At 71.4% G+C, this 16,636-nt stretch carries 18 protein-coding genes; 4 read left to right on the forward strand and 14 right to left on the reverse strand.

Going from position 1 to position 16,636, the window contains the following annotated elements; genetic code table 11:
• The first annotated feature begins 14 nt into the window (after positions 1-14).
• Positions 15-1,187 (forward strand): methyltransferase domain-containing protein, encoded by a 1,173-nt coding sequence (locus ACIBI5_RS45345; RefSeq protein ID WP_397256673.1) that lies wholly within the window; start codon positions 15-17, stop codon positions 1,185-1,187.
• A 173-nt stretch (positions 1,188-1,360) separates the two neighbouring features.
• Complete coding sequence (locus tag ACIBI5_RS45350) at positions 1,361-2,917, forward strand: hypothetical protein (RefSeq protein WP_397256675.1); 1,557 nt, start codon at positions 1,361-1,363, stop codon at positions 2,915-2,917.
• Positions 2,918-3,251: 334 nt separating this feature from the next.
• Here the strand turns inward: ACIBI5_RS45350 and tsaD are convergent, their stop codons facing one another.
• From tsaD to ACIBI5_RS45415, 13 genes are all read right to left on the reverse strand, one after another.
• Positions 3,252-4,277, reverse strand: a complete 1,026-nt coding sequence (tsaD, locus tag ACIBI5_RS45355; RefSeq protein WP_397256677.1) for a tRNA (adenosine(37)-N6)-threonylcarbamoyltransferase complex transferase subunit TsaD — start codon at positions 4,275-4,277, stop codon at positions 3,252-3,254.
• Entirely contained in the window at positions 4,270-4,704 is a 435-nt protein-coding gene (gene rimI, locus ACIBI5_RS45360) for a ribosomal protein S18-alanine N-acetyltransferase (protein WP_397256745.1), read from the reverse strand. The genes tsaD and rimI overlap by 8 nt, the downstream gene beginning before the upstream one ends.
• Before the next feature lie 11 nt (positions 4,705-4,715).
• Positions 4,716-5,387, reverse strand: a complete 672-nt coding sequence (gene tsaB, locus ACIBI5_RS45365) for a tRNA (adenosine(37)-N6)-threonylcarbamoyltransferase complex dimerization subunit type 1 TsaB (protein ID WP_397256679.1) — start codon at positions 5,385-5,387, stop codon at positions 4,716-4,718.
• Between the two features lie 25 nt (positions 5,388-5,412).
• Positions 5,413-6,279: a phosphotransferase family protein gene (locus ACIBI5_RS45370; RefSeq protein WP_397256681.1), complete on the reverse strand. Its 867-nt coding sequence runs from the start codon at positions 6,277-6,279 to the stop codon at positions 5,413-5,415.
• Positions 6,280-6,322: 43 nt separating this feature from the next.
• Positions 6,323-6,850, reverse strand: a complete 528-nt coding sequence (locus ACIBI5_RS45375) for a class F sortase (RefSeq protein WP_397256683.1) — start codon at positions 6,848-6,850, stop codon at positions 6,323-6,325.
• Between the two features lie 2 nt (positions 6,851-6,852).
• Positions 6,853-7,479, reverse strand: coding sequence for a hypothetical protein (locus tag ACIBI5_RS45380; protein ID WP_397256685.1), 627 nt, complete (start codon positions 7,477-7,479; stop codon positions 6,853-6,855).
• 207 nt (positions 7,480-7,686) lie between these two features.
• Positions 7,687-8,148, reverse strand: coding sequence for a tRNA (adenosine(37)-N6)-threonylcarbamoyltransferase complex ATPase subunit type 1 TsaE (tsaE, locus tag ACIBI5_RS45385; protein ID WP_397256687.1), 462 nt, complete (start codon positions 8,146-8,148; stop codon positions 7,687-7,689).
• Positions 8,148-9,191 carry an alpha/beta fold hydrolase gene (locus ACIBI5_RS45390; protein WP_397256689.1) on the reverse strand — a complete coding sequence of 348 codons (1,044 nt, stop codon included), beginning with the start codon at positions 9,189-9,191 and terminating at the stop codon, positions 8,148-8,150. Before ACIBI5_RS45390 ends, tsaE begins: the two co-directional genes overlap by 1 nt.
• Complete coding sequence (gene alr, locus ACIBI5_RS45395) at positions 9,188-10,312, reverse strand: alanine racemase (RefSeq protein WP_397256691.1); 1,125 nt, start codon at positions 10,310-10,312, stop codon at positions 9,188-9,190. The genes ACIBI5_RS45390 and alr overlap by 4 nt, the downstream gene beginning before the upstream one ends.
• A gap of 67 nt (positions 10,313-10,379) precedes the next feature.
• On the reverse strand, positions 10,380-11,819 hold the full coding sequence (locus tag ACIBI5_RS45400) for an NAD(P)H-hydrate dehydratase (protein ID WP_397256693.1): 1,440 nt from the start codon (positions 11,817-11,819) through the stop codon (positions 10,380-10,382).
• A gap of 9 nt (positions 11,820-11,828) precedes the next feature.
• Positions 11,829-12,182: a holo-ACP synthase gene (locus ACIBI5_RS45405; RefSeq protein ID WP_397256694.1), complete on the reverse strand. Its 354-nt coding sequence runs from the start codon at positions 12,180-12,182 to the stop codon at positions 11,829-11,831.
• 9 nt (positions 12,183-12,191) lie between these two features.
• A complete protein-coding gene (locus tag ACIBI5_RS45410; protein ID WP_397256696.1) occupies positions 12,192-12,917 on the reverse strand; it encodes a TetR/AcrR family transcriptional regulator in 726 nt (241 codons plus the stop codon).
• A gap of 86 nt (positions 12,918-13,003) precedes the next feature.
• Positions 13,004-14,413 carry an alkaline phosphatase PhoX gene (locus tag ACIBI5_RS45415; protein WP_397256698.1) on the reverse strand — a complete coding sequence of 470 codons (1,410 nt, stop codon included), beginning with the start codon at positions 14,411-14,413 and terminating at the stop codon, positions 13,004-13,006.
• A gap of 212 nt (positions 14,414-14,625) precedes the next feature.
• Here ACIBI5_RS45415 and coaA point away from each other — a divergent pair, with 212 nt between their 5' ends.
• The gene (gene coaA, locus ACIBI5_RS45420; RefSeq protein ID WP_397256747.1) at positions 14,626-15,528 is read left to right on the forward strand and encodes a type I pantothenate kinase; all 903 of its coding nucleotides are present in this window, start codon (positions 14,626-14,628) and stop codon (positions 15,526-15,528) included.
• On the opposite strand, the gene ACIBI5_RS45425 is transcribed toward coaA, so the two are convergent.
• The gene (locus ACIBI5_RS45425) at positions 15,500-15,646 is read right to left on the reverse strand and encodes a hypothetical protein (protein WP_397093460.1); all 147 of its coding nucleotides are present in this window, start codon (positions 15,644-15,646) and stop codon (positions 15,500-15,502) included. The genes coaA and ACIBI5_RS45425 overlap by 29 nt on opposite strands.
• A 62-nt stretch (positions 15,647-15,708) precedes the next feature.
• Here ACIBI5_RS45425 and ACIBI5_RS45430 point away from each other — a divergent pair, with 62 nt between their 5' ends.
• Positions 15,709-16,635: a DUF389 domain-containing protein gene (locus tag ACIBI5_RS45430; RefSeq protein ID WP_397256700.1), complete on the forward strand. Its 927-nt coding sequence runs from the start codon at positions 15,709-15,711 to the stop codon at positions 16,633-16,635.
• Position 16,636: the final 1 nt, after the last annotated feature.

The following is a 16,636-nucleotide window of genomic DNA, read 5'->3' on the forward strand; positions in this document are numbered from 1 at the left end:
TAACGTCGGATGACGTGGACCTCGACGCCTTTCTCGACCTGCTGACCCCCCGTGGCCGCAAAGCTCTGGACGAGGCGGTCGAGCTGAGCGGGAGCGATCCGGTCAAGGCGGCCACGCGGCTCAGGAAGACCTACGACAGCGCGCTCACCTCGGCCGCGCTCACCCAGGCCGGGCTCAGGGCGCGGGCGGTGGCGAAATTCGGGGACGACGCCCGGCTCATGTACTTCACGCCCCACGGGCTGGAGCAGTCCACCCGGGCCGAGGTGGCGGCGCATCGGGCGCGGCGGCTGACCGCGGCGACCCACGGGCCCGCCCGGGTGGTGGACGCCTGTTGCGGGATCGGCGGGGACGCGCTGGAGCTCGCGCGGGCCGGGCATCTCGTGGACGCCGTCGAGCTCGATCCGCTCACCGCCGCCGTGGCGCGGGCCAACGCCGAGGCGCTGGGGGTCGGGGAGCGGGTACGCGTGCGGGTGGGGGACGCGGCGGAGGTGGCCCCGGAGGAGTACGACGCGTTGTTCGCCGATCCGGCCCGCCGTACCGCCAGGGGGAGGACGTTCGATCCGCAGGCCTACTCGCCGCCCTGGCCGGTGGTCATGGATCTGGTGGGGCGGGCTCGGGGGTCGTGTCTGAAGGTGGCGCCGGGGATTCCGTACGAGTACATACCGGAGGCGGCCGAGGCCGAGTGGGTTTCGTACAAGGGAGAGGTCAAGGAGGCGGCCCTCTGGACTCCCGGACAGGCGGGGCGCAGGGCGACGCTGCTGCCGGGCGGGCAGACGCTCACGCCCACGGGCGTGCGGGCGGCGGTGGGCGAGCTCGGCCGGTACGTCTACGAGCCCGACGGGGCGGCGATCCGGGCCCATCTGGTGGGCGAGGTGGCCGAGATGGTGGGCGGACGGCTGGCGGATCCGATGATCGCCTACATCACCGGGGACGAGCCGGTGGACACGCCCTGGGCGGCCAGGTATGAGGTGGACGAGGCGCTGCCGTTCTCGCTGAAGCGGCTGCGGGCGGCACTCCGGGCCCGCGAAATAGGAAATGTCACCATCAAGAAGCGCGGCTCCGCCGTGGACATCGAACGATTGCGGCGAGACCTGAGACTTTCCGGTGACAAGTCCGGAGTAATCATCCTCACGCGGATTATGAACCAACCTTTTGTTCTCATCTGCCTGGGGCTCCCACCTGCATAAATGACAAAACAGGATCTTTTCCAGTCACCCCGACGGACCTTGATCCAAAGGCTAAGGTGGACGGGCGGGAGTTCTCCCCCCTATAGCGGATTACCGCGTTCTCCTTCAGTCATTGCATACCGGACCTATCCCACCGCTGCGCGGCACTCCGTCGGCGAGTGAAGGAGCTTTCGGTGGATCATTCCAATCACACCACCCTTTTGCAGGCAGGCGGCCAGACCGCCATATCCGACAGGATGCGGGAGCTACTCGCGCGCGCCGCCCAGGACCACGTCTACGAGCAGCGCACCCAGGGGGCCGTGCTCGACGAGATCCGCCAGCGGCTCGAAGGCATGGAGTGGCTGCTGCGCGAGGTGCGCGAGCGCGAGCTCGGCGGGCTGAGCGGCACGCTCGAGTCCGTGAGCGGCCGCCTCGACGACATCTCCACCAAGCCGCCGGTCTGGGCCGAGGGACTGGCCCAGCACGTGGAGGCGGTACGCGACCACGTCGACGCCGTCGGCGAGCAGATCGGCAACGTCGACGCCCGCGTGGAGAACGTCAGCCAGCGCGTCAGCCCCGTCATCGAGCTGCCCAGCCTGTGGGCGGACGTCGGCACGGTCGGCGAGAGCGTCGACGAGGCGCTCAAGCGGTTGCAGACGGTGCTCGACGGCACCGAGGGCATCGCCAAGCGGCTCGGCGACTTCGCCGGGAAGCTCGGCCAGCTCAACGCCAGCATGGAGGCGGCGGCCAGCCGCTTCACCCGGCTCGACAAGTCCATCGGCGAGCTCACGGCCCGCACCGAGCGGGTCGAGGGCGGCATGGCCGACCTTTCCGGCACCCTCACCGCCCGCATCGGCGCGGTCGGCGAGGAGCTCAAGAGCGCCGTCGAGCAGGTCGACGCGAGGGTGGAGACGGCGGAGGAGCGGCTGTCCGGCCGCTTCGACGGCCTCGACAGCCGGGTCGACCGGGTCGACGGCCGCCTGATCGCCGTCGACGGCCGGCTCAACAGTGTCGACGGCCGCATCGAGACCGCCGACGAGTGCCTGGCCGACATCGACACCCGCCTCGACGGCATCGACGGCAGGGTCGGCGGCGTCGACAACCGCCTCGTCGGGCTCGACAAGCGCGTCGGCGAGCTCGACACCCACATCGGCGACCTCGACAACCACATGGGCAAGCGCATCGGCGACCTCGACGGCCGGGTCGACGCCCGCTTCGAGACGCTCGACGGGCGGGTCACCATCGTCGACGAGTGGCTGGCCGCCGCCGACCAGCACCGCTCCGACACCGCCACGCGCACCGAGGGCCGCTTCAACAAGCTCGACAACGCCTTCGAATCCCTCGACGAGCGCCTCGGCGAGGTCGAGGAGCACGTGGTGGCCCGCTTCGACGGCGTGGACACCCAGCTCACCCGCGGCACCGAGCAGCTGGAGGGCGTCGACGACCGGGTCGAGGCGGTCAACCAGCGCGTCGGCCAGCTGCCCGCGACGCTGGCGATCGCCGAGCGGGTGGGCGAACTGCTCGACTCGCAGACGACCGAGCAGGTCAGGCGCTTCGACGCCATCGACGAACGCCTGGCCGCCGCCTCCGCCGAACTCTCGGCCACGATCGAGGCCCGCCCGGACCGCGACGAGCTGACCCAGTCCGTCACCGACGCCTCCACCGACCTCACCAAGCGCCTCGGCGCCCTGGAGGAGACCATGCTCGCCCTCGCCGAGGCGCTCCTCCGCCCGACGCGATCCAAGGACTGACTCAAAGGGCCTTTGGAGCAGCTACGGCAGAGCCCACGCACCCGCCCCGCCATACCTCTGACCGCCCGTCGAGCGATGGTCGTGAGGGCTCACGGGGTGCTCGCCGTGACAACTCCGCTCTTGACCGGGTTCCGTGCGCCGCGCTGGCCGCCGTCCAGCGCGGCGCCGAACCCCCACCGCGCGGCGCCGGAATACCCCTGGGGGCCGTCACACGTGCGACCTCGGGCGCGGCGACGTCCCACGTGAAACCCGGAACCTCACAAGACCCGCATCGGTGGCGTGAGGAACCGCGGCCCCGGAGCACAGAACGCCGCCGCCCTGGCGGGTGGTCGCCTCACACGTGAACGGTCGTGATGGGCAGCGACGAGTCGGCGGGGATGTCCAGCGCCGACGGGGTGATCCCGGCCGCCACCAGGTCAGAGCCCAGCGCGGCGACCATGGCGCCGTTGTCGGTGCAGAGTCCGGGGCGGGGCACGCGCAGCCGTACGCCCGCCTTGTCGCAACGCTCCTGGGCCAGCGCGCGCAGCCGTGAGTTGGCCGCGACGCCACCACCGATGAGCAGGTCCTTCACACCGTACTTCTTGCACGCCTGAAGGGCCTTGCGGGTCAGCACGTCCACCACGGCCTCCTGGAAGGAGGCGGCGACGTCCGGCACGTGGATCGAGTCCTGGGCCTCGACCCAGCGGGCCACGGCGGTCTTCAGGCCGGAGAAGGAGAAGTCGAGGGTGCCGTCGTCCATCTTGCCGCGGGGGAAGCTGATCGCGGCGGCGGAGCCGTCGCGGGCGGCGCGGTCGATGTGGGGGCCGCCGGGGAAGGGCAGGCCGAGCACCCGCGCGACCTTGTCGAAGGCCTCACCGGCGGCGTCGTCGACGGTGGAGCCGAGGGAGATCACGTCCTGGGCGACGTCGGGGACCAGGAGAAGCGACGAGTGACCGCCGGACACCAGCATGGCGATGCAGGGTTTGGGCAGCGGCCCGTGTTCGAGCTGGTCGACGGCGACGTGGGCGGCCAGGTGGTTGACTCCGTAGAGGGGGACGCCCAGGCCGAGCGAGTAGGACTTGGCGGCGGCCACGCCCACCAGCAGCGCCCCGGCCAGTCCGGGACCGGCGGTGACCGCGATCGCGTCGATGTCGGAGAACGTCAGGCCCGCCTCGGTCAGCGCCCCCTCCACGACCGGCGTCATCGCCTCCAGGTGCGCCCGCGAGGCCACCTCCGGCACCACGCCGCCGAACCTGGCGTGCTCGTGCATGCTGGAGGCGATCGTGTTGGCCAGCAGCGTGTGCCCGCGTACGATCCCCACCCCGGTCTCGTCGCACGAGGTCTCGATGCCGAGGACCAGGGGTTCGTGCTTGTCAGCCATCCAGCTTCCTTCTCATCATGACCGCGTCGGTGCCGTCGTCGTAGTAGCGCCGGCGCAGGCCGATCTCCTCGAAACCGAACCGTTCGTAGACCGCCTTGGCCCGCGGGTTGTCGGACCTGACCTCCAGGAAGATCTCCCTGGCTCCGCGCCGGCGCGCCTCGCCGAGCAGTTCGGTCAGCATCGCGCCGCCGATGCCCCGGCTCTGGTGGTCGTGTAGCACCGCGATGGTCTGCACGTCGGCCTGGTCGCCGGCCGCGGCGAGCCCCGCGTAGCCGACGATCTCGCCGTCGTCGCGCAGCGCGACGACGTAGTGCCGGGTGCGCGGCTGGTCGGCCAGCTCGCCGCGCATCATCCCCTCGCTCCACGCGTCCAGCGGGAACGTCGCGCGCTCGATGGCCATGACCGCGGGCAGGTCCGCGTCGGTCATCTGCCGCAGTCTCACGCCCGCTCCCTGGTCCGCCTGGGCTCCCTGTCGGTCACCTTCTTGGGTGCCTTGGGCTCGACCGCGTCGGGCCGCCGCAGGTAGATGGGGCGCGGCTCGTCGAGCGGCTGCCCCGCCGCGATGCGCTCGGCCGCCAGCGCGGCCAGAAACCCCGCCAAGGGGTACGGCGGCGCCACCGCCTCCCCCAGCACCTCCGGGTAGAGGTCGGCCCCGGCGACCGGCAGCCCGTCTCGCGGAATGTCGGCCGGCCTGTCCACGAACGGCCCCTCGGCCCGCGTGCGCGCGTCGTCGTAGCGGGCCCAGAACAGTTCCTTGCGCCGCGCGTCGGTCACCACGAGGAAGGGCTCGTCCCGGCGGGTGCCGTAGGCGAGGGCGTCGAGCGTGCAGACGCCGTAGACCTCGGCCAGCCCGAGCGCGGTGCCCAGCCCCTGGGCGGTCATCAGCCCGACCCGCAGCCCCGTGTAGGGGCCGGGGCCGGTGCCGGCGACGATGGCGGTCACCTCGCGCAGCCGCACCCGAGCCTCTGCCAGCACCTTCTCGATGGTGGGCACGAGCAGCTCGCCGTGGCGGCGCGCGTCGACCGTGGTGGACTCGGCGAGCACGCGGTCACCGTCGTGGAGAGCGGCGGTGACAGCGGGTGTCGCGGTATCGAAAGCCAGGACCAGCACGAACAATGAGCCTACCGGCCCCGCGTCATGACCATCCTGTCCGCTCGCGAAGCCATTCGACGGCGACCTCGCCCTGCGCCGCCTGGAAGGCTCTGACGGTGGGGATGCCGGGTGGCGGCGGCTGACGGCTCTGCCGTACGAAGAAGCCGGCCAGGGCGGCGATGACGCAGGTCACGGCCGGGTCGGGGTCGGCGAGCAGCTCGCCGGGACGGGGGCCGCCCTGCATGGTGACGGAGGGCAGCATGGCCAGCCGGTCGAACCAGGCGGCGCCCAGACAGGCGTAGGGCCAGTCGACGACGTAGACGCGTTCGTCGGTGAGCAGGACGTTGTCGGCGCGCAGGTCGGCGTGGACGAGCGTGTCGCCGGCGGCGGCGCTCTCCCAGCCGGACTCCAGCTCGGCCAGGGCGTCGAGGTTGCGGACGATCCACGGGTCGAGCCCGTCGTGGTCCTCGCCGTGGCCGAGCCGCCGCCAGCCGCGGAACATCTGGCCGAAGACCTCGGCGATGGGCGGCGCGTCGATGGGGGCGGGGGTGAGCGAGGCGGCGAGTTCGTCGGCGGCGGCCAGGACGCGGTCGAGTTCGTCGCGCCGCCACGGCATCGCCGGTGGGCGGCCGTCGACGTCCTCGAAGAGCAGCACCACCCAGCCGTCCTGTTCGAAGGAGGTGAGCATGCGCGGCGCGGGGACGCTGGGCGGCAGCGCGGCGGCCACGCGGGCCTCGTCGCGGTACAGGGCGGTGGCCCGGTCGTTGACGCCGGGGCCGACCGCCTTGACGAAGGCGCGGCGGCCGGTGTCGAGCAGGAGCCGCGAGGCGGTGGCGGGAGAGAAGCCGCCGGTCTGGGTGACGGCCTCCGCCACGCGCCCGCCGAGCAGGTCCTCGACTCGGGCGCGCACCGGCGCGGCCACCTCCGACCAGGGGACTCTTACTCCGGAGGCATCAGGCGCGGGAGGCATAGACGATGACGTTATCGTCGTACTCGCCCTTGGCGTAATCGAATTTTCCGCCGCAGGTGACCAGCTTGAGCCCGTCCTCGACGTAGACGCGCTTGGCTGGGAAGTCGTTCTTGTGCACCTGCTCGACCGAGTCGACCTTGTACTCCGCGGTCTTGCCGTCGCTGCGCTCCACGCGGACGATCTGGCCCTTGCGCAGGTGCTTCAGCTTGTAGAAGACGGCCGGGGCGGTCTTGGTGTCCACGTGTCCGACGATGACGGAGGCGCCCTTCTCCCCCGGGACGGCGCTCTTCTCGTACCAGCCGGCCAGCTTGGGCTTCTCGTACGGCGGCAGCTCGACCTCGCCGTCCTTCGTCAGCCCGAGCTTCATCAGCGGCGCGTCCACGTCGATGGAGGGGATGCCGATGCTCTCCGGGACGACGGCCTCGGCCTTCTTCTCCACGGTCTTGCCGAACGCCACCAGCACCAGGCCGGTGATCGCGCCCGCCAGCACGATCCGTCCCGCACGGGCCATGCTCAGGCCCGGCGGCGCTTGAGGATCAGTATGGCGCCGCCCGCCAGGGCCAGGCCGACGATCACGCCTACGGGGCCGATCGGCATCGAGGAGTCGTCACCGGCGTCCTGGCCGAACGTGCCGCCGCCGCCCGCCCTGGGCGCCTTGGTGGGCACGCCGGTGGGCGTGTCGTCGGTGGCCCTGACCACGCGCAGCGTGGCCCTGCCGGTGTGGCTGGTGCCGTCGCACTTGACGTCGACGGTGTAGTTGCCGCGTTTGACGGTGCCGGAGACCGACGCCTGCCCGCGTACCCAGGGGACGGGCGCGGGGGTGGCCGTGGCGTTGGCGGGGCTGGCCGACGGGGTGGCGGGCGGCACGGGGTTGAGCGTGACGCCGGACAGGAACGCGTTGGAGGAGGCGGTGCCGACGTGCGCGGGGCCGCCGGTGGGCACCGGGCAGTTGGCCAGGATCCAGACCTTGGAGGTCTCGCCCGCGGTGACGCGGTCGGGGTTGAGCTGGACGTCGATGGGCGCCCGTGTGGCGCTCGCCGTGGCCTGTGGGGAGGTGGTCGCGGTGGTCGTGGGGCTCGCCGAGGGCGTGGCCGTGGGATCGGTCGAGGCGTCGGCTGTGCAGCCGACGACGCCGAACATGACGATGGCACCTGCGTACGCGACTTGCCTGACCCTGAGCACGGCCGCACCCCACTCCGCCGACTTCCCTCAGCATCCACCAGAATTGCGGATACCGCCCCACCTGATACCCAGAAAATCTAGGTAAATCCATGACCAATGATCATGATTTACGCCAATGTCGATACTCGTCAAGGGTGCCAGGGTTGCCGGGGCCTGAGGAGCGTTTTACTCTTCTGCGCGATCAGACGGCGTGTCGGCCCAGCGCTCGCCGACCCCGCGCAGGGTGACCAGGCGGACGTCGTCGCCGCCCTCCCGGTCGATGTGGATCTCCAAGCGGTCCTCCGACAGCCCCTCCACCAGGCCCTCGCCCCACTCGACGATGGTGACCGACTCCTCCAGCGAGGCGTCCAGGTCGAGGTCGTCGACCTCCAGATCCCCGCCCAGCCGGTACGCGTCCGCGTGCACGAGCGGCGGACCCTCGCACAGCGACGGATGCACGCGGGCGATGACGAACGTGGGCGAGGTGATCGGGCCGCGGACCTTCAGGCCTTCGGCGATCCCCTGGACCATCGTGGTCTTCCCGGCGCCCAGCGGGCCGGACAGCACCAGCAGGTCTCCCGCGCGCAGCCGGGCCGCCAGCCGCGTGCCGTACGCGCGCATGTCCTCGGCGGTGGCGAGCCTTTCCACTAGATCTCCTTGATCAGATCGCGCAGCGCCTCGTTGACCACGGCCGGGCGCTCCAGCTGGATGAGGTGCGAGGTGTCGGGCACCTCGGTGAAGCTCGCCCTGGGCAGGGCCTCGGCCATCGCCCTGCCGTGCTCGGGCGGGGTCAACCAGTCCTTGTCGCCGACGAGGATCGCGGTCGGCACCGGATCGAGCACGTGCAGCGCCGAGAGCTTGTCGTGGTCCATGAGGGCCGGGTAGAAGTTCGCGAACACCTCGGTCGGGGTGGCGCGGATCATCGACTCGGCGAAGTCGACCAGCGTCGGGCTGACGTTCTTGGAGTCGCCGAAGCCGACGAAGCGGGTGATCAGGAAGGCGATGTCGCTGCCGGCGTGGCGGGTCTTGTCCACCAGGGAGCCGCGCTTGCCGAGCAGGGAGATCGTGCCCGGTGCGATCTTGTGGACCGCCTTGGAGACCATCGCGGGCAGGCCCAGCGTCAGCTCGGCCAGCTTTCCCGCGCTGGTGGCCATGAGCGAGACGGCGCGGATCTTGTCGCCGAACAGCTCGGGGTGGCGGTCTGCCAGCGCCATGATGGTCATGCCGCCCATCGAGTGGCCGACCAGCACGCACGGGCCGGGCACGAAGCGCTCCAGCACCTCGGCCAGGTCGTCGCCGAGCCGGTCGATCGTGCTGTCCTCGGGGGTGGCGCGCTGCGAGCGGCCGTGGGATCGCTGGTCCCACAGCACCAGGCGATGCTCCTCGCGCAGGTCGCGGCGCTGGTAGTGCCAGGACTCCAGGTTGAGGCAGTAGCCGTGGCACAGCACGATCGTCAGCGGCGCGTCCTCGGGGCCGTCGATCTGCACGTGCAGGTCGATGCCGTCGGAGGTGGTGTGGGTGCGCTCCCTGCCGCGCAGCTCGCCGAAGGGCTCGCTGGCCTCGGAGTCGGGGCGCAGCCTGATCCGGCCCACCGCCAGGCGCTTGGCCAGGGCCAGCCCCGCGACGCCCGCCGAAGCGGCGCCGACGATCGCGCCGGCGATCCCAACCTTCCGCCGTGTTGTCGTCGTCATGTCCCCTCATAAACTCTCGGCACGCGTGCGCCGATCTTCGTCACGATCTCATGCGTGATCGTGCCGAGGTTATCCGCCCATTCCTGCAAGGTGGCCTCGCCGTCCTTGCCAGGACCGAACAGGACGACCTCGTCCCCTGCGTCGATGACGTCGTCCTCGACGTCGATCATGAACTGATCCATGCACACCCGGCCGGCGATCGCCCTGCGGCGGCCTCCTGCCAGCACCTCGACCCGCCCCGTCGCGTGTCTGAGGATCCCGTCGGCGTACCCGAGGGGAACCAGGCCAAGCGTTGTCTCGCGATCTGTGACATAAAGGTGCCCATAGGACACTCCGGAATTCTCCGGCATGCGCTTGGCCAGGGCGAGCCTGGCCACCAGGGTCATCGCCTGGCGAAGACCGAAATCACCCAGCTCGGGGATCGGGCTCAGGCCGTAGAGGGCGATGCCCGGCCGTACCAGATCGAAGCGGGCGCGCGGCACGTCGACCAGCGCGGCGGAGTTGGCGATGTGCCTGATCACGTGGGACCCGCTGAGGCCGGCCTGGTCGGCCATCTTGAGCGCCTGGTCGAAGGCGTCGAGCTGCGCCTCGATCGAGGGGTGGCCGGGGATGTCGGCACAGGCGAAGTGGGACCAGAGGCCCACGACCTCGACCGCGCCCTCGGCCCGCAGCGCCGCCGCGGCGGCCAGCAACTCGGGCCAGGCGGCGAGTGGCGCGCCGCCCCTGCTCATGCCCGTGTCGGCCTCCAGGTGCACCTTCGCGGTGACGCCGGTGGCGCGCGCGGCGGCGGCGATCTCCCCCAGCAGCCCCGTCTCCGCCGCCGACAGCTCGACGTCCGCGCGCAGCGCCTCCTCGTACGGCCCGCCCCGCGTCAGCAGCCACGACGTGACCGGAGCGGTGATCCCCGCGGCCCGCAGGGCCAGCCCCTCGCTCAGCGTGGCGGTGCCCAGCCGGCTCACCCCCGCGTCGAGCAGGGTCCGCGACACCCGCACCAGCCCGTGTCCGTAGGCGTCCGCCTTGACCACGCCCATCAACGCGGCGCCGTCGGCGTGCTCGGCGAGCACGGCGACGTTGTGCCTGATGGCGGACAGATCGATGCGGGCCTCGGCCGGAGATGTCATCTTTCCAGTGTGTCAGCTGGACTCGATGCTTGAGCGAGGTTCGATCGCAGCCCGCTTGCGGGGGCGGCTACGACAGCGACCTGATCGCCGCCGGGATCGCGGCGGCCACGTCCGCGGTGACCAGCGGCGCCCCGTCGGCGGCCAGCCGTCCCGCCAGCCCGTGCAGGTACGCCCCGCACGACCCGGCGTCATAGCAGCTCAGCCCCTGGGCCAGCAGCGCCCCCGCCACCCCGGCCAGCACGTCGCCGGTGCCGCCCGTGGCCAGCCGCGCGGTGCCCGTACGGTTGACCCGCACCGGCCTGTCCTGCTCGGCCACCAGCGTCGTGGAGCCCTTGAGCAGCACCGTCACGCCGAGGTCGGCCGCCGCCCTGCGGGCGTGCTCCAGCCTGCCCGCCTCGACGCGCTCGCGCGGGACCCGCATCAGCCGCGCCAGTTCCCCGGCGTGCGGCGTGATCAGCACGGGCGCGCTGCGGCGCAGCAGCGTGGCGTCGCGCGAGACCAGCGTGAGCGCGTCGGCGTCCACCAGCACGGGCACGTCACTGGCCAGCACCCTCCTGGCCAGCTCGTGGGCGAAGTCGCCGGTGCCGAGCCCTGGGCCGAGCACCCAGGCCTGCACGCGGCCGACGCCGTCGAGCGAGGGCTCGCGCAACTCGGTGACGACCGCCTCCGGCCAGTGGGAGCGCACCTGCGCCACGGGCGCGGCGGTGCCGGCGTAGCGCACCATGCCGGCCCCGGCGTGCAGCGCCCCGCCGACGGCCAGCACCGCGGCCCCCGTGTACTCCTCGCTGCCCGCGGCCACCCCCACCACGCCTCTGCGGTACTTGTCGGACTCGGCGCCCGGCTCCGGCAGCAGATCGGCGACGTCCCCGTCGGTGAGCGCCGCGACGTCCGGATCCGGCAGGTACGCGCCCAGCCCGATGTCGACCAGCTCCAACCGCCCGGTGTGACCGGCGCCGGGGTCGATCAGCAGCCCGGTCTTGCAGGCGCCCATCGTGACCGTCACATGCGCGCGTACCGCGGGCCCCGGCACCCGGCCCGTGCTCGCGTCCACCCCGGACGGCACGTCCACGGCGACCACCAGCCCCGGCCCCTGGTTCACCCGCGCCACGGCCCGCGCGTACGGCTCCCGCAGCGCCCCCGCCACCCCGATCCCGACCAGCCCGTCGACGACCAGGTCCGCCCGGTCCACCGCCTCGATGCCGCGCACCCGCCCACCGGCCTGCCGCAGGGCCGCCAGCCCGGCCTCGTGCACCCTGCCGCCCGCCAGGACCGCCTCGACCTGGGCGCCGCGCCGCGCCAGCCGTACACCGGCATAGAGGGCGTCACCGCCGTTGTCGCCGCTGCCGACGAGCAGGACCACCCGCGCCCCGTAGACGCGCCCGAGCATCGCGGCGCAGCAGGCGGCCAGCCCGGCGGCGGCGCGCTCCATCAGCGTCCCGTCGGGCAGGCGCGCCATGAGCGCCTGCTCGGCGGCCCTGATCTGATCGGCGGTGTAGGCGGTAAGCATGATCAGAAGCTATCCCTCCGCGATCACGTAGGCCATCGCCACACCCGCGTCGTGGGAGAGCGAGAGGTGCCAGCGCTTGACGCCCAGGCCGTAGGCGACCTCGGCGGCCTTGCCGCGCACGCGGAGCTCGGGCCGGCCGTTCTCGTCGCAGACGACCTCGGCCTCCAGGTGGCCGAGGCCGGGTGGCGCGCCGAGAGCCTTGGCGACGGCCTCCTTGGCGGCGAAGCGCGCGGCCAGGGAGTGGACGGCCCGGCCCTTCCGCTCGTCCTCGGTGAACAGCCTGCCGCGCAGCCCCGGGGTGCGCTCCAAGGCCGCCGCGAACCGCTTGACGTCGACCACGTCCACGCCGATGCCCAGGATCATGTCCCCAGGCTAGGGCAGGCGGGTCGCGAGGCCGTCGAGGATGCGGTCCACGCCGTAGCGGAAGTCCCGGTCGCGCATCGCCGCGGGGCCGCCGCCGTTCTTCAGGATGTGCTCGTCCAGCGCCTGGAGCCGGGGCAGCTCCCGATTGGTCTGCGCGGCAGCGGCGCGGATCTGGGCCTCCAGCTCCTCCTCGGTCTGGCCGAGCCTGGCCAGCATCGACAGCAGCGCCGCCTCGGAGGTCGACATCCCGATGACGTAGGAGATGAGCGTGCTCATCGCCTGGCTGGCCTCGTCGAGCTCGAACCCGGCCAGGGTGAAGATGGCCAGCATGCGGTCGGTCTGGCGCATCAGGTTGGGGCCGAGCTCGGCCAGGCCGACCTGACCCAGGACCGAGGCCACCCACGGGTGGCGCAGGATCATCGAGCGCAGGCTGTCGGCGCACTCGGTCGCCGCCGCCCGCCAGTCGCCCTCCGCCTCGGGCACGCGCAGCTCGCCGTACACCTCGTCGACGACGAGCTCGATGAGCTCGTCCTTGTTGGCGACGTGGCGGTACAGGGAGGTGGCGCCCGCGTTGAGCCGGGTGCCGAGCGTGCGCATGCTGAGGTTGTCCATGCCCTCTTCGTCGAGGAGCTTCACGGCCTCGGCGACGATGCGCTCACGGCTGAGGGCGGGTTGCTGCTGCTGGCGGCGTGGGCGGGTCCACACCGAGGGAATGGGCTGCTTCTGGGCGGGCATGCGAAGCTCCTCTCACGTGCCCGCCAGCATAGCGCACGACGTGCGCGAGGTGCGAACATTCCGGATGCTCGCGCACGTCGTTCACATCAGAAGCCGCCCCGATGCCAGGGTCCCCAGATGGCGAACGACACGCCCTGGTTCGACTGGATGTTGACGTAGAGGGTCCGCCCGCCGGGGCCGAAGGTCGAACCGGCGAACTCCGCACCCGGGTCTCCGGTAACGGGCGCCAGCCGGGCGAAGTCGAAGATCTCGCCGCGCCTGGTCAGGCCGCGCAGGAAGTTGTCGCCGCCGCCGTCCTCGCACAGCACCAGCGTGCCGCGCGGGCTGACGGTGACGTTGTCGGGCAGGTCCAGGACGGTCGAGCCGGGCGACTCGTAGGCGAGCTTCAGCCGCCCGCTCCACGTCTCGTAGGCCCAGACCTGCCCGCGGCCCTTCCCGAACCCCGACGGCGGCGTGTCGCCGGTGGCGCCGCCCTGGGTGGAGACGAAGTAGACGGTGCCGTGGTGGTGGACGGCGCCCTCCAGCCTGGAGAAGATCGCCGCGCCCTGGTCGAGCCCCTGCCGGCTCACCGCCCGTATCGCCGTGTCGTTGTCCGGCCTGCCGGTGAACCGGGGGTCGGGCTCGGCGATCTCCACCCACCGGGTCCGGTAGACGGCGCCCGCGGGCTGGCCCGCCGACAGATCCTTCCCGTCCTCATCCCGTACGGCCAGCATCTCCAGCCGCCCGCCGTCCAGGATGCGCCCGGCCCTGAGCGGATGCTTCGGCGGAAGGTAGCGGTAGAAGCCGGACGGGAAACCGAAGTTGTCCTCGGTCAGGTACAGGGCCCCGCTGACCGGGTCGAAGGCCGCGGACTCGTGCGCGAAACGCCCCGCCGACCTGATCGGCACGGGCCGCGCGACCCCGGTGATCGGCACCTCGAACACGTAGCCGTGCTTCTGGGTGAGCTTGGAGTTGTCACCGCCGGAGAAGTCGTTGCCCACGTCCGGGCCGTTGACCGTCTCCTCGCAGGTCACCCAGGCGCCCCACGGCATCGGGCCGCCCGAGCAGTTCATCATCGTGCCGTTGAGCGAGGGCCCGCCGGCCAGCACCTCCCCGTACGGAGTCACCCGCAGCGTCGCGGTGCCGCCGCCGGCGGCCGGGTCGTAGGCCCTGGCCGGGTCGCCGAACGCGCCGACGGGACCGTTGACCTCGTGGTTGCGGACCAGGATCGTGCTGCCGCGCGGGCCGCGGAAGGCGGCCATGCCGTCGTGCCTGCCCGGAACCCGGCTGCCGTCGGAGAACGTCTCGCCCGCCGCGTTGAACGAGCGGTAGCGGAAGCCGTCCGGCAGGAAGAGCCTCACCTGGCCGTCCCGGGCGTCGGGCACCGGCCTGAGCGGGCCGTACCCGGTCACCGGCAGCGCGCCACCCCGGGCGCCGGCCTCCGCGACCCCGGCGAACGGCCCGGCGACACCCGCCGCGACGGCTCCCGCTCCGGCGAGAAAGCGACGTCGATCCATGATGCAGACCTTCCGTGACGTTGTTCACCGGATGTTAAGGTGCGCGGAAGATCGCGGCCTATGTCAGACCTCGCCAAGGCAGTACATCATTCCCCGTGCCAAGCACCGGTAATCCCCGTGTTTTGTCCACAGGCTGTGGAGAGGTTCGCGGGGCACCCCTGGCGACCCGGTTTGTACGCCGTCGCTACGCTGCCAACGTGAACAACGGCTACGTGGAACTGAGCAGGGAGCAGTGGAGCGATCTCCGCAGAAACACGCCCTTGACTCTCACCGCAGACGAGCTGGAAGCCCTTCGCGGCGTCGATGATCCCATCGACCTCGCCGAGGTCACCGACATCTACCTCCCCCTCACCCGACTGCTCAACCTGCACTACACCGGGTCTCAGGAGCGCAGCAACGTGCTGAGCGCCTTCCTCGGCAAGCCGGGGCCGCGCGTGCCGTACGTGCTGGGGATCGCCGGAAGCGTCGCGGTCGGCAAGTCGACGACGGCGCGGTTGCTGCACACGCTGCTGGCCCGCTGGCCCGAACACCCCAACGTCGGGCTGCTGACCACCGACAGTTTCCTCTACCCCAACAAGGTCCTCGAAGCCAAGGGCATCATGCACCGCAAGGGCTTCCCGGAAAGCTACGACCGGCGGGCGCTGGTGCGGTTCGTGGCGGAGGTGAAGGCGGGCATGGGCGAGGTACGCGCCCCGATCTACAGCCACCTTGAGTACGACATCGTCCCCGGGGCCCACCAGATCGTGAAAAGCCCCGACGTCTTGATCATCGAGGGGCTCAACGTCCTCCAGCCGGCTCCCCCGACCTCGCTGGCGGTCAACGACTACTTCGACTACTCCATCTACGTGGACGCGAAGGTCGAGGACATCAGGACCTGGTACGTCGACCGCTTCCACAAGCTGCGCAGAACCGCCTTCGAAGACCCCAAGTCCTACTTCAAGTACATCGCCGAACTCTCCTACGAAGAGGCCACCGACTTCGCCGTCAACGTCTGGCGCGACATCAACGAGCGGAACCTGGTGGAGAACATCGCCCCCACCCGCGGCCGCGCCGACCTGGTCCTGCAGAAGGGCGCCGACCACTCGATCAGGCGGATACGGCTGCGCCGTACGTGAGATCCCCGCCCCCGCTCTCCCCCAGCACGTAGACGGCGAAGCGGCCCTGGCAGCCCTGGTCGTCGATGTCGGCGAACCAGCAGTCCTCGCCGTCGACGTGGCAGATGCGTATTGACATGGCCACAGCCTGAAGGGACCCGTTCAACAGAACGTCAACGTCGAATCTACGACAATGGCCCCGTGCTACATCTTCGATTGATCTGCCCTCCCGGCCGTACGGACGAGGTGCTGAGGGTGCTGGCGGAGTGTCCGGGCGTCACCAACATCGTGGTGCTGCCCGGCGCCGCCCGCGAGCCCGCCGGCGACCTCGTCTTCTGCGACACCGCGCGGGAGTCGGCCAACGAGGCCCTGTCCAAGCTCAAGTGGCTGGAGGACGAGGGGTCGATCGCGATCGAGCACATCGACCTGGCCCTGTCCAAGGTCGCCGAGGAGGCGGTCGAGGAGGCTCCGGGCGACCCCGACGACGCCGTGGTGTGGGAGGAACTGGCCCACCGGGTGCACAGCGACTCCCGCATCACCTGGGCGTACCTGGCCTTCCTGGCCATCGCCACCCAGCTCGCGGGCATCGGCGCCCTGCAGAACTCGCCCATCCTCATCGTCGGCGCGATGGTGCTCGGGCCGGAGTTCGGCGCGGTGGCGGCGATCTGCTTCGGGCTCCTGCGCCGGCGGTGGCGCCTGGTGATCGAGGCGCTGCGGACGTTGTTCGTCGGCTTCACCATCGCTATCGCTATCACCTTCGCCTGCGCGCTGGTCTCCCACTGGCTCGGCTGGATCGACATCACGAACCTCAACATCAACGACGAGGTGAAGTTCATCGTGAAGCCGGACCGCTGGTCATTCATCGTCGCGCTGCTGGCCGGCGTCGCGGGCGTACTGTCGATCACCTCGGGCAAGTCCTCGGCGCTGATCGGCGTCTTCATCTCGGTCACCACCGTGCCCGCCGCCGGCTACCTGGCCGTGGCGCTCGCGGTGGGTGACTGGGCGGAGGTGGCGGGGCCGGTCTGGCAGCTGGCGGTCAACATCTTCGGCATGGTCCTCGCCGGGACCGTGACCCTCCTGATCCAGCGCAGAGTCTGGCCTCAAGTAGGACGCCCCTCCTCCCCGTGAA

Source organism: Nonomuraea sp. NPDC050540, from assembly GCF_044457485.1.
Taxonomy (GTDB): Bacteria; Actinomycetota; Actinomycetes; order Streptosporangiales; family Streptosporangiaceae; genus Nonomuraea.

Coding starts and splice junctions, on each gene's coding strand:
- tsaD (WP_397256677.1), bottom strand. CDS start 4,277: ATGGCTGACAAGCACGAACCCCTGGTCCTCGGCATCGAGACCTCGTGC.
- rimI (WP_397256745.1), bottom strand. CDS start 4,704: ATGACCGACGCGGACCTGCCCGCGGTCATGGCCATCGAGCGCGCGACG.
- ACIBI5_RS45375 (WP_397256683.1), bottom strand. CDS start 6,850: ATGGCCCGTGCGGGACGGATCGTGCTGGCGGGCGCGATCACCGGCCTG.
- ACIBI5_RS45380 (WP_397256685.1), bottom strand. CDS start 7,479: ATGTTCGGCGTCGTCGGCTGCACAGCCGACGCCTCGACCGATCCCACG.
- ACIBI5_RS45390 (WP_397256689.1), bottom strand. CDS start 9,191: ATGACGACGACAACACGGCGGAAGGTTGGGATCGCCGGCGCGATCGTC.
- alr (WP_397256691.1), bottom strand. CDS start 10,312: ATGACATCTCCGGCCGAGGCCCGCATCGATCTGTCCGCCATCAGGCAC.
- ACIBI5_RS45400 (WP_397256693.1), bottom strand. CDS start 11,819: ATGCTTACCGCCTACACCGCCGATCAGATCAGGGCCGCCGAGCAGGCG.
- ACIBI5_RS45405 (WP_397256694.1), bottom strand. CDS start 12,182: ATGATCCTGGGCATCGGCGTGGACGTGGTCGACGTCAAGCGGTTCGCG.
- ACIBI5_RS45410 (WP_397256696.1), bottom strand. CDS start 12,917: ATGCCCGCCCAGAAGCAGCCCATTCCCTCGGTGTGGACCCGCCCACGC.
- ACIBI5_RS45415 (WP_397256698.1), bottom strand. CDS start 14,413: ATGGATCGACGTCGCTTTCTCGCCGGAGCGGGAGCCGTCGCGGCGGGT.
- ACIBI5_RS45425 (WP_397093460.1), bottom strand. CDS start 15,646: ATGTCAATACGCATCTGCCACGTCGACGGCGAGGACTGCTGGTTCGCC.